This is a genomic window from Citrobacter arsenatis, from assembly GCF_004353845.1.
Taxonomy (GTDB): Bacteria; Pseudomonadota; Gammaproteobacteria; order Enterobacterales; family Enterobacteriaceae; genus Citrobacter; species Citrobacter arsenatis.
In genome coordinates this window covers 2,489,924-2,513,493 of the sequence record NZ_CP037864.1, presented here as the reverse complement: position 1 = coordinate 2,513,493, position 23,570 = coordinate 2,489,924, and the positions used below count along the sequence as shown (strand labels likewise).

Here is a 23,570-nt window from a genome sequence, read left to right as displayed (position 1 = left end):
TTTTTATCGCAGGGTATGGTTATATCATGCGCATATTTACTCTTTCTGAAAAATGAATAATATTAACCACACCATTCACGAATAGAGAAAAACATGGATCTGACGCAACTGGAAATGTTCAATGCCGTCGCAGAGACCGGCAGCATTACGCAGGCCGCCGCGAAGGTGCATCGCGTGCCATCTAATCTCACCACCCGCATTCGCCAGCTTGAAGCCGACCTTGGCGTAGATCTGTTTATTCGTGAAAACCAGCGTCTGCGGCTTTCCCCATCCGGGCACAACTTTTTACGCTACAGCCAGCGGATCCTGGCGCTCGTTGAGGAAGCGAGAATGGTCGTCGCTGGTGATGAACCCCAGGGGCTGTTCTCTCTTGGCTCGCTGGAAAGTACCGCCGCTGTGCGAATCCCTGCCACGCTGGCGGAATATAACCAGCGTTATCCCAAAATTCAGTTTGCGCTGGCGACGGGGCCTTCAGGCACAATGCTGGATGGTGTGCTCGACGGGGCGCTGAACGCCGCCTTTGTTGACGGTCCAATTACCCATCCGGGCCTTGAAGGAATGCCGGTCTACCGTGAAGAGATGATGATTGTCACGCCGCACGGTCATCCCCCCATCCAGCGGGCCAGTGACGTTAATGGCTGCAATATTTACGCCTTTCGCGCCAACTGTTCCTATCGCCGTCATTTTGAAAGCTGGTTTCATGCCGATCGCGCAATGCCCGGCACTATTCATGAAATGGAGTCGTATCACGGAATGCTGGCCTGCGTTATTGCTGGTGCGGGTATCGCGCTGATCCCGCGTTCGATGCTGGAAAGTATGCCAGGGCATCATCAGGTCAATGCCTGGGCGCTAAGCGAAAACTGGCGCTGGCTGAATACGTGGCTGGTCTGGCGCAGAGGCGCAATGACGAGGCAACTGGAAGCGTTTATTGAGGTATTGAACCCCCAGCTACCGGAGGATACGGATTAACCGGCAATCGTCAGTTGGCAGGGTAACTGTTCTAGTTGTTCGCGCACGTTCTCATTGAGCCGGGCATCGGTCACAATATCCGTCAGCGCATTCAGGTGGGTAACGTTAAACAATGACCACGCGCCATATTTTGAACTGTCTGCGAGCAGTACCCGGCGACTGGCGTTGGCTATCAGGTCTCGTTTTACCCCGGCCTTTTCTTCCGTCGGCGCGGTGATCCCGCGCGCCAGATCCCAACCGTTACAGCTTAAAAACGCGATATCTGGCCAGACGGTCTGCAACAGCTTACGCCCATGCTCGCCGATGCAGGACTGGCTGGAGTCATCAATTCGCCCGCCAATGATCGTCACTTCAATTTGTTTAAATTCAGAGAGAAAAAGTGCGATGTGCAGATCGCTGGTAATGACCCGCAGCGGCAGATGGGTGAGCTGACGAGCCAGTTCAATCATTGTCGTCCCCGCATCCAGAACAATAGCATCGCCTGCCTTCACCAGACCTGCCGCCGCGCTGGCGATAGCCTGTTTTTCCTGCAGGCTACGCTGCATTTTCTCATGGGTAGTAGGCTGTGAAGGGATGAACCGATTAAGCGTGACGCCACCGTGGGTACGGCTGATGACACCCTCCTGGTCGAGCTTGATCAGGTCACGGCGAATGGTTGCCGGAGAAGCCTGAGTCACAGCGACAAGCTGCTCAACCGTCGCCAGATTATGTCCTTTCAGATAATCCATAATCTGTTCTAACCGATTATATCCCTTCATTTTAATCCCGCGTAATTTGCATTGCTAACTGGATGGACACCGCCATGCTCTCAGACTTGGCTTTACCTGTCCAGGCAATATCAAACGCCGTACCGTGATCCGCAGAGGTGCGAATAAACGGTAATCCAGCAGTGATATTCACCCCATCGTAGAATCCCAACAATTTTAGCGGAATGTGGCCCTGATCGTGATACATCGCCACCACCATGTCATACATACCTTCATGACATTGCATAAATACGGTATCTGGTGGGCATGGTCCCGTCACGTTCAGTCCTTTCGCCTGCATTGCCTGGACTGCGGGTCCGACAACCGTTATCTCTTCATCGCCAAAAAGGCCATTTTCACCCGCGTGGGGATTCACACCCGCCACCGCAATACGCGGATTTTCATATCCGACGCGACGCAGGAAGTCATGTGCTACCTGAATAACAGTTTTCACCCGCTGTTCGCTGAGCGTATCCAGAAATTTGCGCAGGGCGATGTGAGTGGTGACGTGAATAACTTTGAGCTGATCGGTATACAGCACCATCGCGTAATCTTTGCTGTTGGTCAGTTGCGCCAGTAACTCGGTATGACCGGGATAATGATGACCAGCCATATGTAACGCTTCTTTATTCAATGGCGCAGTGGCTATCGCTTTCACTTCTCCACTCAGCGCCAATGCCGTGGCTCGTTTGATACAGCGATAAGCCAGATCTCCGGCCTGCGCTTGCACCACACCGGGTTCAAGAGATGCCGGGTCGGCGAGTGGCTCATCAATCACGTTGATAACACCCGCTGCGAATTGTGCCTGGGATACGTTATCAATCACCCGAAGTTCCGCTGGCGGGGTGACATTTAATGACTGGATGCGACGCAGCGTTTGGGCGCATCCCACAACAATGACCGGCGCGCCAGAAAGTTCGCCCTCCGCCAGTGATTTAAGAATGATCTCCGGTCCAATGCCCGCCGGATCGCCCATAGTTACCGCAATAGTGTTATTCACTCATTTTCTCCTCAACATAATTCAAAACCTGACTCAACGTCGTTTCGTCTCCGAATCCGCCTGCCTTTGTCATAACCGGGTGCTGCCAGTAACCGCCAACAAAATGGCCATACGGCACGCACAGGGCCACACGGTCGGTAATACGAAACCCTGTTGCTCCCAACGCTTCAGCAACCGCCATGGCAACATCGCCACCGGAGAGATACAGCGCAGCGGGTGAGACATCATCTAAAACCTGTCGGGTAAGTTGCCCAAGGAACTGGCAGATTTGTTCACCCAACTGAGCGCGACTCACCTGCCAGCGTGCGCACAGGTGTGGAATATGGTGCCGCGCATCATCATCAGTACAGGTGTGAACAATGCAGTGTTTACCGGATGCCAGAACGTCAATGATGCGAGCGACATACCTGGACATTGCCCCTTCGAACACATTTTCGATATCAATGAATACCGCCTCGACCTGCGGATCCCTGCACACGACAGCAATCTGGCGTTGAGCAATTTCACTCATTGATCCCACAATCGCCAGTAAACGCCGGGAAGATACCGTCTGAACACGGCGAGCCAGTGCGTCACAGATTCCAGCTGCCCCCACCAACAGCGGTGAATTATTTCGCTCCATTGCGGCAACAACAATGGCATCGAGATCCCCATTACTCTGCGCATCAACTACCCATATTTGTGGCAAATCAGGGGCAGCCTCGTTCAGGTGTTGTAGACAGTCACTCAGTGACATAGCCCGACATTTAATGGCGGTTTGTGCCTGAAGTACCGCACAAATATCAGCGCTGACTACCGGGGTTTTCGGATCGCTGGCAAATTCCGTTTGGCTTACCGGGACACCATTGATAAGGCAAAGGCCCTGTTCAGTTGTCCGGCCTGCCTGGGGAAAAGCCGGCGCAACAATGGCCAGTTTTTTACCCGTTACCTGCATAAGCGCATCCACTTCAGCCCCAGGGTTACCACGTAAAGTGGAGTCCATTTTCTTTACCCACAGTGCCCGCGGATCGGCATGACAGGCGAGCGCTAAAGCATTTACACGGGCTGCTGCCTGCGGTGCATCCAGCGCTCGGCTATCGCTGTTAACGACCAGTACGTCGGTCTCCTCGGTGCAAGGCAACGTGAAGGCGACATTCACCGTCATTCCCGTCAGCGCCAGGCTGACCCCCGCATCATTCCCCCCGGTAAAGTCATCGGCGATAACCAGGATTTGCGGTCTTGCTACATGTTTACTCATCCCTGCTCCGGGTCGTTGTATGTTGTTAATGATTATATTCAATCACAATTGATTAAATGTGAGCAAGCTCAAGTTATTCAGTTCCGAGATAAATTATAAATTTAGCCCATGATGTCATCGTTCCTGAATCACAGTGAGCGAATTCAATCACTCAAACAACAGGAGAATGTTGTGGCAACAATTAATAGCACCGTGATCAGCGGTTCACATGCCATCCCCGCACTGGAGCCATTACTGAGTGGTAAACGCCAGCTGCTGCTGGTAACTGATGCAAATATTGTTCGACTGGATGCGGTAGCGCAGATCCGTTCTCTGCTGGCTAATGATGGCCGTCAGGTGACACTGATTGATAACGTACCTGCTGAGCCGGGTCATCATGACGTCAGTACACTCGTCAAACGCGTGGCTGACCTCAATGTGGAAATGGTGATTGGTATTGGCGGCGGTAGCGTACTGGACGTGGCGAAACTGCTCTCCGTTTTATGTCACCCTGCGTCCCCGACGCTTGACGCCATGCTGGCAGGCGAGAAACCACTGCACCGAGTGACCTCCGTACTTATCCCCGCCACCGCTGGCACGGGGTCAGAAGCCACCCCAAACGCAATACTGGCCATCCCAGAACAAAACACCAAGGTCGGTATCATCTCCCCGGTACTGCTGCCGGATTATGTCGCCTTGCTACCGGAACTCACCACCAGCATGCCAGCGCACATCGCCTCATCCACCGGCATTGACGCGCTCTGCCATCTGATTGAATGCTTTACAGCAACCATCGCCAACCCGATCAGCGACAACGCTGCGCTCATCGGTTTACAGAAATTGTTGAAAAACATCGAAGCGTCGGTCAATGAACCGAACAATTTACTGGCCAAACTGGAGATGCTGTGGGCGTCATACTATGGCGGTGTGGCGATTAATCACGCCGGTACACATCTGGTTCATGCGCTCTCTTATCCCCTGGGGGGTCGATACCATCTCCCGCATGGTGTCGCTAACGCGATTCTGTTAGCACCCTGCATGAAGGTGGTTCGCCCTCACGCGGTCAACAAATTTGCCCAGGTCTGGGATCTGCTACCTGACGCCGATCGCACACTCAGCGCTGAAGAAAAATCTTTCGCGCTGGTGGAGTACTTCTCCGCACTCGTGAAACGGCTCAACCTGCCCGACAACCTGGCAACGCTTGGCGTGCCGTCCACTGACCTTTCCGCGCTGGCAGATGCCGCGCTTAACGTAAAACGTCTGATGAACAACGCGCCCTGTCAGGTAAGCCATGACGACGTTAAGGCTATTTATCAAACACTATTTCCAGAACTGATTACCAAAGGAGTGAATCATGAGTAAGAGAATCTGTGGTGTACTGACGGCAATCGTTACCCCCTTTGACAGCGAAGGGGCGCTAAACCTCACCGAACTCAGAAACCAGGTGAATCGCCAGCTAAACGCCGGCAACGGTATTTTCTGCGGCGGCACCAATGGCGAGTTTTTTGTGCTTAACGAGGAAGAAAAAATAGCGGTGACCCGTACCTGCGTTGAGGAAGTTGCTGGGCGGGCAAACGTGGTGGCGCATATCGGTGAAATATCAACCCGTGAAACCATTCGTCTGGGCAAGCAAATAGAAAAACTGGGCGTCGATGCCGTATCGGTTATTACCCCGTATTTTGTTCCGCTCAAGCAACAGGAACTGATCGCTCACTATACCGCGATTGCCGACGCGCTATCGGTGCCGGTATTTCTCTATAACATCCCGGCACGTACGGGTAACACCATTGAACCGGAAACCGCAAAAGTGCTGGCGGCGCATCCCAACATCATTGGCATCAAAGACAGCGCGGGTAGCTATGAAAGCCTCGGAGGATTCCTTGACGCCGTCAAAGATATCGAAGGTTTTGATGTGTTGAATGGGCCGGATTCGCTGATTCACCAGGGATTCGTTGACGGTTGTTCTGCCTGTATTTCTGGTCTGGCGAACGTGGCACCGAAAGAAATTAACGCTATCTGGGCGCGATTCAAGACCGGTGATATTGCCGGATCGCATGAGGCTCAGGAAAGCGTCACGGGTTTGCGAACCGATCTCTATAAAGTTGCTTTTTCCCCTGCCGCAGTTAAAAAAGCATTACAAATCATGGGTTATGAGGTAGGTGCAAGTCGTTACACCGTCACGTTTAACGCGCAACAGGAAAAACAGATCCAACAGATTATCAATAACTATCTGCAATAACCTCTTTTACAGCGGCGGCAACGCCGCCTAACCAACAGGATTGTGTTATGAACATCATCTGTACTTCACCATCATTTGCCAAATACGATCGGCAACCAATCAAGCAACTGCAGGATGTGGGACTTAAATTAATTATGCTCCCCGCGGATATAGGACTAAAAGAACTCGAACCATATCTTGCGGACACAGTGGCGATGATCGTTGCCTTCACAGAGGTTAATGCTGAATTGCTGGCAGCCGCCCCTCAACTGAAAATCGTCTGTAAGCATGGCGTAGGGGTCGACAACATCGATCTGGGTGTTACCAGGGAGAAAGGCATTTACGTTACCAATGTGCCAGATGCCAATAAACATGCAGTGGCCGATTTTGCTTTTTCATTAATCCTCAATTGTGCGCGTCAATTGCCCAGTGCAATTGAGCAAACTCGCACCGGAAACTGGCCACGTATTTTCGCCTCTGATGTCTATGGCAAGACCATCGGTATTATTGGGTTGGGAAATATAGGTAAACAGGTCGCACTGCGCGCTCGCGGTTTCAACATGCGCGTACTGGCTCATGATGCCTGGCAGGATAAGTCGTTCGCCAAAGCAAATTGTATTGAGTATGTCTCGATAGATACTTTAACAGAAAACAGTGATTTTATTACCCTCCATACCCCACTAACCCCTGAAACAAAAAATCTCTTTGATTTTGCACGCATGCAGAAAATGAAGAAAAGCAGCTATTTGATCAATGTTTCACGTGGTGGGGTCGTTAATGAAGATGATCTGTTCCAGGCGCTGACTCAGGGCGTTATTAAAGGTGCAGCCGCCGATGTCTTTATACAGGAGCCCTGCAATGCGCATCCTTTGTTTGCCCTGGAAAATTTTATTCCGACAGCACACATCGCAGGATATACCGAAGGTGCGGTAAGCAATATTGGAGAGCAATGTGTACACAATATTATAGCGTGCGTCATACATAAGCAGAAGCCGCAAAACATTATGAACTCACTCTAAAAGAACGGTAAAAATGTACCCTTTATACTAAAATAATACACATCTACCATGGGCCAAATATATGAATAACTTTGCTGAAAAATCCCGAATTCGCTGGTGGATTGCGGGATTAATGTGGCTTGCTATTGCAATTAACTATATTGACCGAACGGTATTATCAGCTGCTGCTCCTCATCTTATTGATGAGCTTAAACTCGATCCCGAAATGATGGGGTTTATAATGGCAGCATTCTTTTGGTCATACTCCTTATTGCAAATACCTGCAGGTTGGTTCGCCGATCGCTTCGGCCAGAAAAAAGGTCTAGGCATTGCCGTAGCGTGGTGGTCAATCGCCACATCAATGATGGGGCTGGCCACTGGTTTTAAGTCGTTGCTGGCACTCAGACTGGCTTTAGGCGTAGGTGAAGCCGCTGCCTATCCAAGCAATGCGGGGATCGCCGCACGATGGTTCCCTGACAGAGAACGAGCTACTGTTTCTGGATTGTTTGACAGCGCCTCAAAATTCGGCGGAGCCGTCGCCATGCCGCTGATTGTCTGGATGATTTATCAATTCGACTGGCGACTAACGTTTCTTATTATTGGTAGCGTGGGAATTTTATGGGTCATTGCGTGGTATTTTATTTATACCGAAAACCCGGAAGATCACAAAAAAATCAGTCAAGCGGAAGTGAAACATATTCGCGAGGGGCAAAAACAAAAACATGGTGATAAATCTGTATTACCCATGCGATGGTATAAGTTGCTACGCTATCGCAATATCTGGGCAATGTGTATCGGTTTTTTCACCATCAATTACACCTCGTATTTCTTTATTACCTGGTTGCCGACCTATCTGGTAAAAGACAAAGGCATGGATTTTATCAAAATGGGTATGGTCGCGGCCCTTCCATTACTTTGCGGAATGGTGATTGAAGTTTTCGCAGGTTGGGCGTCGGATCGCATGGTACATAAACGGATATTATCGCTCACCGCTACAAGAAAATTATTCCTGACCATTGGTTTATTGATGGCTTTATGTATTGGTTTTGCCCCCTTTACTGACTCCGTTTTTATGACTGTCTTTTTACTGTGTGTGGCTAAATCAGGAACTACCGTCGCTGCCTCACAGGTCTGGGCATTACCAGGCGATGTTGCCCCCAAAAACAGCGTGTCAATTGTTGCCGGGTTACAGAATACCGTCTCAAACATGGGCGGCGCAGTCGGCCCGATTATTACTGGTGCAATCGTAGCCGCCACGGGATCATTTACGTGGGCCTTGGTGTTTTCTGCGGCACTCGTCGTACTAGGTATCTTGAATTACCTGTTTTTAATGGGCAAAGTAGAACCCATCGTTGACAGCGAGTATGACGCGTTGTGCATGAATCAGGCACAACAGCATTAACACCTGCTCCAGCTTACTCTGTTTCCCGGTCAGTCATCGTGCTGACCGGTTCCCCGAAAAACCGCCAAATATTCAGCAGAATAATGTGACATAAATCACGAAATGATTGTATTTTCGCCAGCAAACGTTTTAAGATCGTGACCTTACCTTTTCGCAGCTAATCCACCTATTTGATATGACAACAGACACTGTTTCCCGCAAGGTCGCGTGGCTACGGGTAGTTACGCTTGCCATTGCCGGTTTTATTTTCAATACCACCGAGTTTGTTCCTGTCGGTTTACTGTCCGACATCGCACAAAGTTTTAATATGCAGACCGCGCAGGTCGGGATCATGCTGACGATCTACGCCTGGGTTGTAGCCCTGATGTCGCTGCCTTTTATGCTGCTGACCAGCCAGGTAGAACGTCGCAAACTGCTGATCTGTCTGTTTGTGGTGTTTATTGCCAGCCACGTGCTCTCTTTCCTGGCATGGAATTTTACCGTACTGGTGGTTAGCCGTATTGGTATTGCTTTTGCGCACGCTATTTTCTGGTCGATCACCGCCTCGCTGGCGATCCGCCTGGCTCCGGCCGGGAAACGCGCGCAGGCCCTAAGCCTGATCGCGACCGGCACCGCGCTGGCGATGGTGCTGGGTTTGCCTATCGGGCGCATCGTTGGCCAGTATTTTGGCTGGCGCACCACTTTCTTCGCCATCGGTATGGGGGCGTTGGTCACCCTACTTTGTCTGATTAAGCTGCTGCCCAAATTACCCAGCGAGCATTCTGGTTCATTAAAAAGCCTGCCGGTGTTATTCCGCCGCCCGGCGTTAATGAGCCTGTATCTGCTAACGGTGATTGTGGTCACCGCGCATTATACGGCTTACAGCTACATTGAACCGTTCGTGCAGACCGTCGCCGGACTGAGCGCAAACTTTGCAACCGTGCTGCTGCTGGTTCTGGGTGGAGCGGGAATTGTCGGTAGCGTCATTTTTGGCAAGCTGGGTAATCAACATGCATCCATACTGATCAGCAGCGCTATTGCCCTGCTGACGGTGTGCCTGGTTCTGTTACTGCCCGCCGCGAACAGCGAAATGCATCTGGCCGTCCTGAGTATATTCTGGGGCATCGCCATTATGTTGATAGGCCTGGGGATGCAGGTCAAAGTGCTGGCGCTGGCCCCGGATGCCACCGACGTCGCGATGGCCCTTTTCTCAGGTATCTTTAATATCGGTATAGGCGCTGGCGCACTGGTGGGAAATCAGGTGAGTCTGCACTGGTCAATGTCTACGATTGGTTATGTCGGCGCAGTACCTGCCGTTGTCGCGTTGATCTGGTCGGTAATTATCTTCCGTAAATGGCCGGTATCACTGGAAGAGCAGCCTCAGCATTCATAAAAAACCGTGCCCGGCAGACCATACCGGGCACATTGTTTTAAGCGTCAGTTTTAAGCGTAAGTTTTAATGATTTCCAGCACGCCATTAATAATAAACTGCACGCCCATACATACCAGCAGGAAGCCCATCAGACGGGAAATCGCCTCAATACCGCCTTTGCCAACCAGGCGCATAATCCCGCCGGAACTGCGCAAACAGCCCCACAGGATCACCCCGACTGCCGCAAAAATAATCGGCGGCGCGACCATAATCACCCAGTCCGGAAACTCGGAACCATGACGCACAGTTGACGCCGAACTGATGATCATTGCAATCGTCCCTGGGCCCGCAGTACTTGGCATGGCTAGCGGAACAAATGCAATATTGGCAGTAGGTTCGTCTTCCAGTTCTTCTGATTTGCTTCTCGCTTCCGGAGAATCATGCGCCTTCTGCTGTGGAAACAACATGCGAAAGCCGATAAACGCAACGATTAACCCCCCCGCAATACGTAACCCGGGAATCGAAATCCCGAAGGTATTCATCACCAGTTGTCCGGCATAGTACGCCACCATCATGATGGCGAACACGTAAACGGACGCCATGAGTGACTGACGGTTACGCTCTGCGCTGTTCATGTTGCCGGCAAGGCCAAGGAACAATGCCACGGTGGTTAACGGGTTTGCCAACGGTAACAGGACTACCAGCCCCAGCCCTATTGCTTTAAACAAGTCCATCATATTGTCATCTTTCCTGTGCGTTAATCGTCAACGGCAAGTATACGGTGAAATCCAGGAGATAAGCCATTTTCGCGCTGTAAGGATTCATTTTTCATCCACACGTATAAACCATAATTATCAAACCGTTAAATTTCCACTCACCAGGTGTTCGGTCTGATGATTTAGCAAAACGTGGCATTTGCCGACCCATTCATTTGACTTATATTTGCCTAAGCAATAATATCAGCCGTGACTAACTACTTGCCAGGGCAACCATTGTGAAAAGCACCAGTGATCTGTTTAACGAAATCATCCCACTGGGTCGTTTGATCTACATGGTTAATCAGAAAAAAGATCGTTTGCTAAACGACTATTTGTCACCGCTGGATATCACGGCATCGCAGTTCAAAGTGCTTTGCTCGATCCGTTGCGCGGTGTGCATCACCCCTGTCGAATTGAAAAAAGTGCTGTCTGTCGATCTCGGCGCCCTGACGCGGATGCTGGACAGGCTGGCCTGTAAAGGCTGGATAGAAAGGCTTCCGAATCCACATGACAAGCGAGGCGTGCTGGTGAAACTCACCGAGCATGGCGCAGCAATTTGCGAGCAGTGTCATCAATTAGTAGGGCAAGACCTGCACCAGGAACTAACAAAAAACTTAACGGCGGATGAAGTCACCACGCTTGAGCATTTGCTTAAGAAAATCCTGCCGTAAACAGAAAGAGGTATGACGATGTCCAGACGCAATACTGACACAATCACTATTCATAGCATTTTGGACTGGATCGAAAATAACCTTGAATCGCCGCTCTCGCTGGAAAAAGTGTCAGAGCGTTCAGGGTACTCCAAATGGCACCTGCAACGGATGTTTAAAAAAGAAACCGGCCATTCACTGGGTCAATACATTCGCAGCCGTAAAATGACTGAAATAGCGCAAAAATTAAAAGAAAGTAACGAACCGATCCTTTATCTGGCGGAACGTTACGGCTTTGAGTCTCAGCAAACGCTGACCCGAACATTCAAAAACTATTTTGATGTTCCGCCGCATAAATACCGTATGACGAATATGCACGGCGAATCGCGCTATTTGCTTCCACTCAATCAATGTAATTGCTAATCGCCAGTTAACGACGTAACCGAGGAAATCATGAAACTTCTGTCTTATGCAATGCTGGCCCTGCTGTTTGTTGTTTCGGGTCAGAGCATGGCGGAACAGACCGCGCAACCTGCCACCCAGAACAGTCGCGACGCGATGATTATGCCGCCAGCGCACGATCAATCCCCGTTCGATTTTAATCATATGGGTGCAGGCAGCGACAAATCCGACGAATTAGGTGTGCCTTATTACAATATGCGCAACCTGTAATTTTTTTGCCCCGTCACTGCGGGGCTTTTTTTTACCCTCTCGCCTGCGCAATCTTACGCAACCGAAAACCAAACACATTGATATACAGTCCAGCCATGATCAGCAGCGCACCAAGCAGTTGCAATCCGGTCAGCGTTTCATCCAGCAGTACGGCCGCGCTCGCCAGTCCAACCACCGGTACCAACAGAGAGAGCGGCGCGACACGCCAGGTCTCATAACGCCCGAGTAACGACCCCCAGATACCGTAACCCACAATGGTCGCCACAAACGCCAGATATACCAGTGACAGAATGGTAGTCATATCGATCGCCACCAGACTTTGGGTAATTTGCGTTGGGCCATCGAGAAGTAATGAGGCCAGGAAGAATGGCACAACGGGAATCAACGCGCTCCATACCACCAACGACATCACTGCCGGGCGTGACGTATGCTGCATGATTTTTTTGTTAAAGATATTACCGCAGGCCCAGCTTAGCGCCGCCGCCAGCGTCAGCATAAAACCGAGCATGCCAACATGCTGGCCGTTCAGACTGGCCTCAATCAGCACCAGCACACCAAATACCGCCAGCGCAATCCCGACCAGTTGTTTCCCCTGCAGACGCTCACCAAAAGCAAATGCCCCCAGAACGATGGTGAAAAACGCCTGAGCCTGTAATACCAGAGAAGCTAATCCGGCTGGCATACCGAATTTGATGGCGCTAAAGAGAAATGCGAACTGCCCAAAACTGATGGTCAGCCCGTAGCCGAGTAGCAGCGAGAGCGGTATTTTCGGACGGGCAACAAAGAATATCGCCGGGAACGCCACCAGTAAAAATCGCAGCCCCGCCAGCATTAAGGGCGGCATATTGTGCAGCCCCACTTTAATGACGACAAAGTTCAGCCCCCAAACAACAACGACCAGTAACGCTAATAACCCGTCTTTACGCGACATACCACCGCCCCTGCAAATATTAAATTTTTGTAAACAAGTTAAAGTAACGGAAATCGTTGTGCCGTAACAGATCATTAATTCAGGTAGGCCACACAGGGCATTTTCGGACAACTTAATGAGTGTACATCACACTTTTAGCATGCTATTTGTTTCTTATATCTAAAAAAAACATAACAACATGCATTGTCGGGCAGGAAAATGAATATCTCTCTGAGAAGGTCCACTCTCGCGTTACTCGCGTCATCATTGTTATTAACGATTGGACGTGGCGCCACGCTGCCATTTATGACGATCTACCTCAGCCGGCAGTACAACCTGAGCGTCGATCTGATCGGTTATGCGATGACGGTCGCGCTGACCATTGGCGTGGTGTTCAGCCTTGGTTTTGGTATTCTGGCCGACAAGTTCGATAAAAAACGCTATATGCTGCTGGCAATCTGCGGCTTTGCCTCCGGCTTTATTGCTATTCCACTGGTACATAACGTCGTGGTGGTCGTTCTGCTTTTCGCTCTGATCAACTGCGCTTACTCCGTCTTCGCCACAGTGCTGAAGGCCTGGTTTGCCGATAACCTCTCGGCGACCAACAAAACGAAAATTTTCTCGCTCAACTATACCGTGCTGAACATCGGCTGGACCGTTGGCCCACCGCTGGGCACGCTGTTGGTGATGCAAAGCATCAACCTGCCGTTCTGGCTCGCCGCTGCTTGTTCAGCTCTACCGCTGGTGTTTATCCAGACCTGGGTAAAACGTTCACCGGCAGCATCAGAAGGTTTAAACGCCGCGGTTTGGTCCCCGTCGGTACTGCTGCGCGACAGAGCACTATGCTGGTTTACGCTATCAGCGTTCCTGGCGTCATTCGTTAGCGGCGCCTTCGCGTCCTGTATTTCACAATACGTCATGGTGGTTGCTGACGGCGATTTTGCCGAAAAGGTGGTGGCCGTTGTTCTGCCCGTCAACGCCGCCATTGTGGTATCACTGCAATATGCCCTTGGACGCAGGCTCACCACCACGAATATCCGCCCGTTAATGACAGTGGCTACGCTTTTCTTTGTGGTCGGTCTGGTTGGCTTCACCTTCTCAGGCAACAGCCTGTTGTTATGGGGGATTTCTGCCGCCTTTTTCACTATCGGCGAGGTCATTTACGCGCCAGGGGAATACATGCTCATCGACAACATCGCGCCAGCAGGAATGAAGGCCAGCTATTTTTCCGCCCAGTCTTTGGGCTGGCTTGGCGCTGCGGTAAACCCACTCGTCAGCGGTGTCATTTTAACCACATTGCCGCCGTGGTCGCTGTTTGTGGCGCTGATGGTGGCAATCGTGCTTGCCTGGGCGCTAATGATAAAAGGCATGCGCGCCAAACCCTGGGGCCAGACGGCGGTTTGCTGATGATGATCGCGACAGAGCCGGAACCGCTCTGTCGCATATCTCAGATAGCAACCAGCCCTCGAACGCCCTCGGCCTCCATATTTTTACCGTCGCCGCTTTGAATAATGCTGCCCCGCGACATCAGCAGGTATTTGTCGGCTAACTGCTGTGCAAAATCATAGAACTGCTCCACCAGCAAAATAGCCATGTCCCCCCGGTGCGCCAGTTGAGAAATCACCTGACCAATCTCTTTGATCACCGATGGCTGGATCCCCTCAGTAGGTTCATCGAGGATCAACAACTGCGGGCGACTTGCCAGCGCACGTCCAATCGCCAGTTGCTGCTGTTGCCCGCCGGACAAATCTCCGCCGCGCCGATGCTTCATCTCCTGTAAAACTGGAAAGAGCGCGTAAATCTCATCCGGAACGCATCGCGCCTCCTGTGCAGAAAAACGGGAAAGGCCGAGCAGCAAATTCTCTTCTACCGTCAAACGCGGAAAAATATCTCGCCCCTGTGGGACATATGCCACACCGGCCCTGACCCGCTGATGTGGTTTCCACTGAGTGACATTTTTCTCCTGCCAGAGCATGCTTCCACTGCGGGCAGGAATTAGCCCCATCAGACACTTCAGAAGCGTCGTTTTCCCCACGCCGTTACGCCCCAGCAGACATGTCACTTCGCCTATACGTGCCTCAAAGCTCACGCCCCGCAGAATATGGCTGCCCCCATAATATTGATTCAGTTCTTTCACCTGCAGCATCTGAACTCCTTAACGCCCGAGATAAACTTCAATAACCTGCTCATTGGCCTGCACTTCGCGCAGACTCCCCTGAGCCAGGACACGTCCCTGATGTAATACCGTGACGCGATCGGCGATGGTTTCGACAAATCCCATATCGTGCTCAACAACCATCAGAGAGTGCTTACCCGCAAGCTGGCGAAACAGCTCCGCAGTGTATTCCGTCTCCGCGTCCGTCATGCCCGCCGCAGGCTCATCCAGCAGCAGTAAATGCGGCTCCTGGACCAGCAGCATGCCAATCTCGAGAAACTGCTTTTGCCCGTGCGAAAGCAGCCCGGCGCGGCGGCCCCGTTCGTTGCTCAGCCGCAACAGCGCCAGTATTTCATCAATGCGATCCCGCTGTTCGCCCGTGAGGCGCGCCCGTAAAGTGCCCCAGACGGATTTATCGCTTTTCAGCGCCAGCTCCAGGTTCTCCTCTACCGTTAACGCTTCAAATACCGTGGGCTTTTGAAATTTGCGTCCAATCCCCTGACGCGCAATGGCGATGGGATCAAGCGTGGTTAAATCGGTCGACTGATCGTATATCGCACGACCACTTTGCGGCCTCGTTTTGCCAGTAATGACATCCATTAGCGTCGTTTTTCCGGCGCCGTTGGGACCAATGATGCAACGCAATTCCCCAACGCCAATATTGAGCGTGAGGTCCGTTAACGCCTGGAATCCATCGAAATTAACGTTAATGTTTTCCAACTGGAGCACAGGGTCCGTTTGGTTGCGAAACCGATCGCCAGGCATCTGGCGGGTAAATAGACCTTCATCTGGCTGCATTATTTGTCTCCCTTGCGAAACAGGCCAATCACGCCGCGAGGTAAAAACAGCGTAATGCCAATAAAGATCAGGCCAAGAAACAGCTGCCAGTATTCCGGCATAATGACGGTAAACAGGCTTTTAGCGCCATTCACCAGTACGGCGCCAAATACCGGGCCGATAAGGGTTCCACGCCCGCCGAGGGCAACCCAAATCGCCGCTTCAATCGAGTTAGTCGGCGACATTTCGCTGGGGTTAATGATCCCCACCTGTGGCACATACAGCGCCCCAGCCAGACCGCACAGCACGGCGGAAAGCGTCCACACCAGCAGCTTGAAACCTTTTGGATCGTAACCACAGAACATCAGCCGGTTCTCGGCATCGCGCACGGCAGTCAGAATACGACCAAACTTACTGCGGGCCAGCGCCAGCCCCAACCATATGGACAGAACCAGCAGCAAGACCGTTGCCAAAAACAGTGCGATACGGGTTGAGGTCGCGGTCACCGGGAAACCCAGAATAGTGCTAAAGCCGGTAAAACCGTTATTTCCCCCAAAGCCCGTTTCGTTGCGAAAAAACAGCAACATACCGGCAAAAGTCAGGGCCTGGGTCATGATGGAGAAATAGACGCCTTTGATTTTGGAACGAAAAGCAAACCAACCAAATACCAACGCCAGCAGGCCCGGCACCAGAACGACCAGCAGCATCGCCCAGATGAAATGTTGTGTCCCCCACCAAAACCAGGGTAGCTCAGTCCATGACAGGAACGACATAAAAGCCGGTAGCCCTTCGCCGGAGGCCTGGCGCATCAGGTACATTCCCATCGCATATCCCCCCAGCGCAAAGAAAATACCGTGGCCCAGCGAGAGCATTCCCGCATAGCCCCACACCAGATCCAGCGCCACCGCCACAATCGCATAGCAGAGAATTTTTCCGGCCAGCGTCAGCGTCCACACCGAGATGGCCAGAGGATGATCCGCAGGTAACAGCGCCAGAAACGGCAGAATAATCAACGCCAGCAGCAGGCCCAGCCCCAGCACGCGTGTTGCACGTGGCGCTTTACGCGCCAGCGTTAATGTCATTGGCATCGTCATCAGTCAATAACCCTCCCTTTCAGCGCGAACAGCCCTTGAGGACGTTTCTGAATAAACAGAATAATCAGCACCAGAATCATGATCTTGCCGAGTACCGCCCCTACCTGTGGTTCAAGAATTTTATTGAAGATCCCTAGCCCAAACGCGGCGGCCACGCTCCCGGCGAGTTGGCCAACGCCGCCCAGCACCACCACCAAAAACGAATCAATAATGTAGCTTTGCCCCAGCTCAGGTCCGACGTTGCCTAATTGCGAGAGCGCAACGCCACCCAGTCCGGCGATTCCTGATCCAAGACCAAAGGCCAGCATATCGACGCGTCCGGTAGGTACGCCGCAGCAAGCCGCCATATTGCGGTTTTGCGTCACCGCGCGCACGCGCAGCCCAAGGCGAGTTTTATTCAACAACATCCAGGTAAAGAACAGCACCAGCATGGCAAAACCAAGCACCACAATTCGGTTCCACGGTAAAATCAGATTGGCATAAACCTGAATCCCACCGGAAAGCCATGCCGGATTGGCGACTTCAAGGTTTTGCGCGCCGAAGGTCATACGCACCAGTTGGATGAGCATCAGGCTGATACCCCAGGTCGCCAGCAGCGTTTCGAGCGGACGCCCGTATAAATGGCGGATCACCCCGCGCTCGAGCAGCATTCCCACTGCCGAGGTAAGCAAAAAGGCGACCGGAAGCGCAATAATCGGATACCAGGCCATCCATTGCGGGAAATACTGGCCCATCAGTTGTTGCACCATCCAGGTACAGTACGCGCCGAGCATTAACATCTCGCCATGCGCCATGTTAATGACGCCGAGAAGCCCGTAGGTTATCGCCAGACCCAATGCCGCCAGCAGTAAAATTGAGCCCAGCGACAACCCCATAAATGCCTGCCCAAGCAGATCGCCAACCTTCATACGATGTGCGATGGACTTCAGACTTTCACCAGCAGCAGCACGCACCCGGGCATCGGGTTCATGTTCAGCCCGGGTAAATGGCTGCAGACGCGCCTGGGTTTCAGGATCGTTTGATGCCCCTAAGAGTTCAATTGCCTGACGTCTGATCTCAGGCGAGGTGCTGGTCAACTGCAGGTTTGCCAGTGCAATAGCCAGTGCGGATTTCACGCCAGCATCTGGTTCCCGGGCCAATTGTTGCTGCAAAAACGGTAGCATCCCCGGCTGTGCCTCACGCTGTAATGTGCGCGCTGCACCCACCCTATTCGTGACACTGTCACTTAAAAGTTGATGAACGGCCAACGTTCCGGCCACCAGATTACGCAGGCGGTTAGTCAGGCGGACTTTTTTTAGGTCGCCGTGCGGACCTGTCGCAGCTCCTAACGGCTGTATGTGCGAGTCGTTCATGATGAACGCGTTTTTCGCGTCATCTGTCAGCAGGTTCTCATCACGCAGCGCATTGAGCAGTGGTAAACGCTGAGGGTCAGGATTCACCGACCATTGCTCAAGCAAGGCAGCCTGCTGACTACGGCTAGCTGCGGTAAAAAAATCGGCATCTGCGGCCTGCGCTATCCACGGTAAAAACCACGTCAGCAACAACACACCACGAATAAAGCGCATCGCTTTCATGAGCGTTCTCCAAAGCATTACCCTCCCGCAGGAGGGCGTAAGATCAGTTGCTGGCGGTTTTCACAGGCTGTTCAGATTTTTTATCATTACCGGCGATATATGGACTCCACGGCTGGGCGCGGACCGGTTCATCGGTTTGCCACACCACGTTAAACTGGCCGTTGCCTTCAATCTCGCCGATCATCACAGGTTTATGAAGGTGATGGTTGGTCGCATCCATGGTCAGGGTAAAACCGGATGGTGCAGCGAATGATTGTCCCGCCATCGCAGCGCGAACTTTATCCACATCGGTAGTTCCGGCTTTTTCTACCGCCTGCGCCCACATATGCAGCCCAACATACGTGGCTTCCATAGGGTCGTTCGTCACCACCGAATCAGCGTTTGGCAACTTATGGGCTTTGGCATACGCACGGTAATCCGCAACGAACTTTTTGTTGGCCGCATTATCTACGGACTCAAAGTAGTTCCACGCAGCAAGGTTGCCCACCAGCGGTTTAGTATCAATACCACGTAGCTCCTCCTCACCAACGGAGAATGCCACCACCGGAACATCGGTGGCTTTCAGCCCCTGGTTCGCTAACTCTTTATAGAATGGAACGTTAGAATCCCCGTTAATGGTCGATACCACCGCCGTTTTTCCCCCTGCGGAGAATTTTTTTATACTGGCGACAATAGTCTGGTAATCACTGTGTCCGAATGGGGTATACACCTCTTCGATGTCTTTATCGGCAACGCCCTTCGAATGTAAAAAGGCGCGTAAAATTTTATTAGTCGTACGCGGATAAACATAGTCCGTACCCAGCAGGAAGTAGCGCTTAGCGCTACCGCCGTCTTCACTCATCAGATACTCAACCGCCGGGATCGCCTGCTGATTGGGTGCTGCGCCGGTATAGAAGACGTTGGGCGACATCTCCTCTCCTTCATATTGCACCGGATAAAACAGCAGGCCGTTTAACTCTTCAAATACCGGTAATACTGATTTACGCGAAACCGATGTCCAGCAACCGAAAACCGCCGCCACCTTGTCCTGACTCAGAAGCTGACGTGCTTTTTCAGCAAATAACGGCCAGTTCGAGGCTGGGTCAACCACCACCGGCTCCAGCTTTTTACCCAATACACCGCCCTGCGCATTTATTTCATCAATGGTCATCAATGCCACATCTTTCAACGGCGTTTCAGAGATGGCCATCGTGCCAGATAACGAATGCATGATGCCAACCTTAATGGTATCGGCCGCCTGAACGTTAAAACTCATTCCCATTGCTACTACAGAGGCTGAAAGCGCAAAAGCTTTTAAAAATGTACGACGCTGCATAGTTTCACTCCTGAAATTAGACTTGCTGAAAGCTCCGGTGCAGCCGGGCAGACAAAACGGTGCAAATTAAGGGTGTTCAGAAGTGATAAGGCAAAAACGATGCCAGATATTAAAAGAAGTGACAAATCAATCGCTTATCATATAACACAGGAAAATCAGTATTAGTTTTTACCGCCTGGATGATTAATCAGACGAAAAATTGAACCACCATGAGACAACTCTGCATTATAAACGTGCAACAATCTGCGTCTGCAACACATCGCCACAACGCCGCTGCCGCGGTATAAAATCAAGGTTATTTGTGCGCAGATAAATGTGTCTGGTCACTATTATTTATTTTCCTCGACGTAATCACGTCAAAATTTTACTTTTCAGCCGAAATAATCACACAGTTCAGCCTTTGTTTAAGATTGAATTGCTACTATAGTCATAAGCGAGGTGAACTTAAGGTAAGAGAGGAAACTCACAGATAAAGGAGCATTTACTATGCTGGGTAATATGAATATTTTTATGGCTGTTCTGGGAATTATTTTATTTTCCGGTTTCCTGGCCGCGTATTTTAGCCACAGATGGGATGATTGATGAACGGAGATAGTCCTGCACCGACCCGGCCCCTTGTTGCGTAGCTGCACAAGGGGCCATTTTTTATCTGAATCACGCTCCCGGCACCGTTTCCCTGAATGACAGATAAAAAAAACCGCCGGATAAACCAGCGGTAAATGCTTGCATGGATAGATTTGTGTTTTGCTTTTATACGCTATCTGGCAATTCCCTGCGAAGATAACGGATAGTAAGTTAACCTATCATCGATAACCCCAATGAAAGTTAAACGAAACGCAACTACCTCAAAACGGTGTTCGCAAACCTCACGCGCTGAGGGGGTATGAGATCCCATCATTGCTGTCAACCAATGAGATCTGCTCGCGTTCATCCATAAACATGCAACGATTCCTGCCGGTCTGCTTTCCTTGATACATCGCCCTGTCAGCCCGCCCAAGTGCGGTATCCAGCGTTTCTTCATGTTGAACCCGGGTTATGCCAGCCGTTACCGTGATACCGATCTCTCCATCAGCATAGGGTATTTTTTTCTGGCCAATAAGCTGACAAAGTCGTAACCCCGCCAGGCTAGCCTGTTCGTCAGTTTTGGTTCGGATGATAATGATAAACTCTTCACCACCATAACGGTAAGCCACCTCATCATAACGCGTCCATGCCAGCAAATTTGATGCCAGAGCACGCAATACCACGTCCCCTACCAGGTGACCATAGGTATCATTAACATGCTTAAAACGGTCGATATCCAGCAACAATATATAGAGATTAAGCGGCTCGGCATCGAGTAACTGCTGGTCAAAAGACTCATCGAGCATTCTTCTGCCAGGTAACCCTGTTAATACGTCAATATTACTACGGATACTCAGTAAATATATTTTATAGTCCATTACCGCAGACGTAAATGCCAGTAGCGCGTCCTGGAAGCTGTCGAATTGCCATAAATGGCTACGATTATCAACTATTGCTAATAGCAACTCCTTGCCTAATAAATGCATCTTCTCATGCGCTGCATTTATCTTATTTACATAACTACAATCATCTTCATTGTGCAGTGATTGACTATTAAGCCACTGACCGAATTGACAAATAAAATGGGAGTTGTCAGCCATAATATCCGGCTGAGTAACATCTGAAGAGACAGCGCAGCGGAACATTTTTACCAGCCATTTGTAGTGGGCATCAATGGACTTGTTCAACGCTATCAAAATTGCATCTATTTCCTTCGTATCTTTTATCATCACGGCCTTCCTTCCCTGTTCGAGCGTTTCTGATGTAATTATCTTAACGACAAAAAAGAAAATTTATGTAAATTTGTTTATAGTAATTAATAAGTCGCTATTAACAATGGCATTGCGCAACGCTATGCCACTGGTCGCGGCATAGCGAGCATCATTCACTCAGATCATACCTGGCTCAAATTGGTCGTGGTTTATGGAGCCTTTTATTTTCGCGGATGGATAAAAACCGTCAAGAAAGCGGATGTGTATGCCTTAAGCTTTTTATAGCTATCAATGTCCACTGCCAGAGTTGCTACCGCCAGGGTCGTTAAGGTCAGGGTAAAAATTACAATATCCCCTGTTGTCGCCAGTGGCCAATTCTCAAAGTAGGTCTGCAGACTGTTAAGGACTACTTTATCAACAAGTTCTGTACGTTCAGGCATGTTTAAACCCTCTATGAAGTTCAACGTCGGTGAACAATGATTGTCGCACAGAGCAAAAGTCACTTTTTCCGATTAGAGAGGTAAATTACAGGCATCTTTTCTTAGATAATACAAAAAACCGGGCGTCATACTATCAGCACAGGAGATCGCTATGCGTAAAGCCCGTTTTACCGAGCATCAGATCATCGCTGTCAGTATGTCGGTCGTTTAACCGGCCCTGTTCACACAAAGCGCAAAAGGCGATTGTAAGTTTCCTAGTAACCAACCGTTATTGGAACGCTCAACTGTCAGTTGGCGAACCGTTCCTTCAGGGACATAAAAGAAACTGCTTTTAAAGCTCTCCTCATCTGCTGTATCACGTGGATTTTTAACGTAACGCGTATTCATGATGGAGATCTCGCCGGGCCTGTTCATTTCATAACTGAATAATACCGTTCTTGAGATAATTGCAGCCCCTTTTTCAGAGTGAATGTTTCCTGACAAGACAGCTTGTCCGTCATGGTTTTCATCCAAACGAAATACCAGGTCTAACGCCGCAACAAAATCAGGATCCTGGTGGTTATAGCGTAGAATCGTTGAGCAGTTAACTTTCAAATAGTTTTGATTCTGCCGTTTGTGTACGTAGAACCACACTGATAACGCCAGAACAAGGAGTAGAAGTAGAGTAATCAACCCTGTTTTTTTAATGAGTGCGTTCATAACCATTCCAATAGTTATTCAGACAGGAGATGTATTTATCGTTTCTGGACGTACATCGGCTAATGAAGGCGCGTCCTTTGTTGCCGTAAAGATATGATTCAGAAACCTGATACAAAAATGAGCTTCCCTCCAGACAATCAATTTCATATTCCTGCGCCAAATCGATGAATAATTCTTTTTTTTGTTCAGAGAGTGATGCGGAGTTTTTTTGCACAGTGTACACAGGGCACTCATCATAGTTGAACAAGAAATAAGTCTTCAAATTTGTTGTCTGACTTAAATCCTTTGATGGAACGCCAACACCTAACACCACAAAAGTGGCGCTAATTAAGATTACAGCCGATGCTAGCGAAATAGACAAGAACCTATTTTTACCCCCTATCAAAGAACGTGACTTGACCTTCTGGGTTTCAGTTTTTTCAACGTTAAAGATAGATTTACCCACAATATTGGGCTGAGTCATTACACTAATCTCGACATCACTGTTAAACATGAAACCAACACGAGGTACAGTCGTAATACATTCCTCGACAATGCCAAACTGTACGAAGTGTTTTCTCAGTTCAGAGATATATTTGTTTAGCGTGTGACTAGAAGAACGCAGACCATGAGCATCCCATACACTGTCCAATAACTCATTGCGGGTAAGAACCTGTCCTTGCTTCTCAAGAAGACATGCCAAAAGCCTGTTCATTGTCAGGGTCAGAGTGACAGTAGAGCCCTCGTCCCCGGATGGCCACATAGCACCATCTTCAGACCGATAACAAACTCGCTTATCAATCTCGAAAACCATCTCTGACTCCTTATCCATGATGGTTACTTAGCGGTTTCTTACACCTTTCAACGGGTGA

The 23,570-nt window shown here is 50.4% G+C and carries 25 protein-coding genes; 11 read left to right on the top strand and 14 right to left on the bottom strand.

The annotated features are described in order from the left end of the window. The first annotated feature begins 93 nt into the window (after positions 1 to 93). Positions 94 to 969, top strand: a complete 876-nt coding sequence (gene ptrR, locus E1B03_RS13150; RefSeq protein WP_103769952.1) for a putrescine utilization regulator PtrR — start codon at positions 94 to 96, stop codon at positions 967 to 969. Here ptrR and E1B03_RS13145 read toward each other — a convergent pair. Genes E1B03_RS13145 through dtnK form a run of 3 tightly spaced genes read right to left on the bottom strand, consistent with a single transcriptional unit; the run spans position 966 to position 3,952 of the window. Further along, positions 966 to 1,727, bottom strand: coding sequence for a DeoR/GlpR family DNA-binding transcription regulator (locus E1B03_RS13145; RefSeq protein ID WP_103769953.1), 762 nt, complete (start codon positions 1,725 to 1,727; stop codon positions 966 to 968). The two genes, ptrR and E1B03_RS13145, sit on opposite strands and share 4 nt — an antisense overlap. 1 nt (position 1,728) lies before the next feature. Next, positions 1,729 to 2,715 (bottom strand): D-threonate 4-phosphate dehydrogenase, encoded by a 987-nt coding sequence (locus E1B03_RS13140; RefSeq protein WP_133086355.1) that lies wholly within the window; start codon positions 2,713 to 2,715, stop codon positions 1,729 to 1,731. Continuing rightward, the gene (gene dtnK, locus E1B03_RS13135) at positions 2,708 to 3,952 is read right to left on the bottom strand and encodes a D-threonate kinase (protein WP_133086354.1); all 1,245 of its coding nucleotides are present in this window, start codon (positions 3,950 to 3,952) and stop codon (positions 2,708 to 2,710) included. Before dtnK ends, E1B03_RS13140 begins: the two co-directional genes overlap by 8 nt. 171 nt (positions 3,953 to 4,123) lie before the next feature. On the opposite strand from dtnK, the gene E1B03_RS13130 reads away from it, so the two are divergent. The 5 genes from E1B03_RS13130 to E1B03_RS13110 all read left to right on the top strand — a co-directional run bounded on the left by E1B03_RS13130 (position 4,124) and on the right by E1B03_RS13110 (position 9,921). Continuing rightward, complete coding sequence (locus E1B03_RS13130; protein ID WP_133086353.1) at positions 4,124 to 5,293, top strand: iron-containing alcohol dehydrogenase; 1,170 nt, start codon at positions 4,124 to 4,126, stop codon at positions 5,291 to 5,293. Further along, a complete protein-coding gene (locus tag E1B03_RS13125; protein ID WP_133086352.1) occupies positions 5,286 to 6,170 on the top strand; it encodes a dihydrodipicolinate synthase family protein in 885 nt (294 codons plus the stop codon). Before E1B03_RS13130 ends, E1B03_RS13125 begins: the two co-directional genes overlap by 8 nt. Before the next feature lie 47 nt (positions 6,171 to 6,217). Then, entirely contained in the window at positions 6,218 to 7,168 is a 951-nt protein-coding gene (locus tag E1B03_RS13120; RefSeq protein ID WP_133086351.1) for a phosphoglycerate dehydrogenase, read from the top strand. A 61-nt stretch (positions 7,169 to 7,229) separates the two neighbouring features. After that, entirely contained in the window at positions 7,230 to 8,549 is a 1,320-nt protein-coding gene (locus E1B03_RS13115) for an MFS transporter (protein WP_146051436.1), read from the top strand. Between the two features lie 175 nt (positions 8,550 to 8,724). After that, entirely contained in the window at positions 8,725 to 9,921 is a 1,197-nt protein-coding gene (locus E1B03_RS13110; RefSeq protein ID WP_103769958.1) for a sugar transporter, read from the top strand. Positions 9,922 to 9,971: 50 nt separating this feature from the next. Here E1B03_RS13110 and E1B03_RS13105 read toward each other — a convergent pair whose 3' ends face one another. After that, positions 9,972 to 10,637, bottom strand: a complete 666-nt coding sequence (locus E1B03_RS13105; protein ID WP_103769959.1) for a MarC family NAAT transporter — start codon at positions 10,635 to 10,637, stop codon at positions 9,972 to 9,974. Between the two features lie 257 nt (positions 10,638 to 10,894). On the opposite strand from E1B03_RS13105, the gene marR reads away from it, so the two are divergent. The 3 genes from marR to marB are packed head-to-tail and all read left to right on the top strand — an operon-like array spanning position 10,895 to position 11,980. Continuing rightward, positions 10,895 to 11,329, top strand: a complete 435-nt coding sequence (gene marR / locus E1B03_RS13100; protein ID WP_016156485.1) for a multiple antibiotic resistance transcriptional regulator MarR — start codon at positions 10,895 to 10,897, stop codon at positions 11,327 to 11,329. Between the two features lie 18 nt (positions 11,330 to 11,347). Next, positions 11,348 to 11,731, top strand: a complete 384-nt coding sequence (gene marA, locus E1B03_RS13095; protein WP_003032424.1) for an MDR efflux pump AcrAB transcriptional activator MarA — start codon at positions 11,348 to 11,350, stop codon at positions 11,729 to 11,731. Positions 11,732 to 11,761: 30 nt separating this feature from the next. Further along, the gene (gene marB, locus E1B03_RS13090) at positions 11,762 to 11,980 is read left to right on the top strand and encodes a multiple antibiotic resistance protein MarB (RefSeq protein ID WP_003832934.1); all 219 of its coding nucleotides are present in this window, start codon (positions 11,762 to 11,764) and stop codon (positions 11,978 to 11,980) included. Between the two features lie 31 nt (positions 11,981 to 12,011). Here the strand turns inward: marB and eamA are convergent, their stop codons facing one another. After that, a complete protein-coding gene (gene eamA / locus E1B03_RS13085; RefSeq protein ID WP_103769960.1) occupies positions 12,012 to 12,911 on the bottom strand; it encodes an O-acetylserine/cysteine exporter in 900 nt (299 codons plus the stop codon). A gap of 198 nt (positions 12,912 to 13,109) precedes the next feature. Here eamA and ydeE point away from each other — a divergent pair, with 198 nt between their 5' ends. Then, positions 13,110 to 14,297, top strand: coding sequence for an efflux MFS transporter YdeE (ydeE, locus tag E1B03_RS13080; RefSeq protein ID WP_103769961.1), 1,188 nt, complete (start codon positions 13,110 to 13,112; stop codon positions 14,295 to 14,297). 40 nt (positions 14,298 to 14,337) lie between these two features. Here ydeE and urtE read toward each other — a convergent pair whose 3' ends face one another. From urtE to urtA, 5 genes are read right to left on the bottom strand one after another with little or no spacing between them, the layout of a single operon-like run. Continuing rightward, the gene (gene urtE, locus E1B03_RS13075) at positions 14,338 to 15,036 is read right to left on the bottom strand and encodes an urea ABC transporter ATP-binding subunit UrtE (RefSeq protein WP_133086350.1); all 699 of its coding nucleotides are present in this window, start codon (positions 15,034 to 15,036) and stop codon (positions 14,338 to 14,340) included. A gap of 9 nt (positions 15,037 to 15,045) precedes the next feature. After that, a complete protein-coding gene (gene urtD, locus E1B03_RS13070) occupies positions 15,046 to 15,843 on the bottom strand; it encodes an urea ABC transporter ATP-binding protein UrtD (protein ID WP_103769963.1) in 798 nt (265 codons plus the stop codon). Next, entirely contained in the window at positions 15,843 to 16,916 is a 1,074-nt protein-coding gene (gene urtC, locus E1B03_RS13065; protein WP_133086349.1) for an urea ABC transporter permease subunit UrtC, read from the bottom strand. The genes urtD and urtC overlap by 1 nt, the downstream gene beginning before the upstream one ends. Continuing rightward, positions 16,916 to 18,490: an urea ABC transporter permease subunit UrtB gene (gene urtB, locus E1B03_RS13060; RefSeq protein ID WP_133087222.1), complete on the bottom strand. Its 1,575-nt coding sequence runs from the start codon at positions 18,488 to 18,490 to the stop codon at positions 16,916 to 16,918. The genes urtC and urtB overlap by 1 nt, the downstream gene beginning before the upstream one ends. Before the next feature lie 43 nt (positions 18,491 to 18,533). Further along, positions 18,534 to 19,805, bottom strand: a complete 1,272-nt coding sequence (urtA, locus tag E1B03_RS13055) for an urea ABC transporter substrate-binding protein (RefSeq protein WP_133086348.1) — start codon at positions 19,803 to 19,805, stop codon at positions 18,534 to 18,536. Positions 19,806 to 20,291: 486 nt separating this feature from the next. On the opposite strand from urtA, the gene mgtS reads away from it, so the two are divergent. Further along, a complete protein-coding gene (gene mgtS / locus E1B03_RS13050; RefSeq protein ID WP_003032406.1) occupies positions 20,292 to 20,387 on the top strand; it encodes a protein MgtS in 96 nt (31 codons plus the stop codon). A 284-nt stretch (positions 20,388 to 20,671) separates the two neighbouring features. Here the strand turns inward: mgtS and E1B03_RS13040 are convergent, their stop codons facing one another. The 4 genes from E1B03_RS13040 to E1B03_RS13025 all read right to left on the bottom strand — a co-directional run bounded on the left by E1B03_RS13040 (position 20,672) and on the right by E1B03_RS13025 (position 23,512). Further along, positions 20,672 to 21,598, bottom strand: a complete 927-nt coding sequence (locus tag E1B03_RS13040; RefSeq protein ID WP_133086347.1) for a diguanylate cyclase — start codon at positions 21,596 to 21,598, stop codon at positions 20,672 to 20,674. A gap of 203 nt (positions 21,599 to 21,801) precedes the next feature. Further along, positions 21,802 to 22,020 carry a hypothetical protein gene (locus E1B03_RS13035; RefSeq protein WP_133086346.1) on the bottom strand — a complete coding sequence of 73 codons (219 nt, stop codon included), beginning with the start codon at positions 22,018 to 22,020 and terminating at the stop codon, positions 21,802 to 21,804. A 207-nt stretch (positions 22,021 to 22,227) separates the two neighbouring features. Beyond that, positions 22,228 to 22,719, bottom strand: coding sequence for a hypothetical protein (locus tag E1B03_RS13030; RefSeq protein WP_103769969.1), 492 nt, complete (start codon positions 22,717 to 22,719; stop codon positions 22,228 to 22,230). Further along, complete coding sequence (locus E1B03_RS13025) at positions 22,703 to 23,512, bottom strand: winged helix-turn-helix domain-containing protein (RefSeq protein ID WP_103769970.1); 810 nt, start codon at positions 23,510 to 23,512, stop codon at positions 22,703 to 22,705. Before E1B03_RS13025 ends, E1B03_RS13030 begins: the two co-directional genes overlap by 17 nt. Positions 23,513 to 23,570 lie beyond the last annotated feature (58 nt).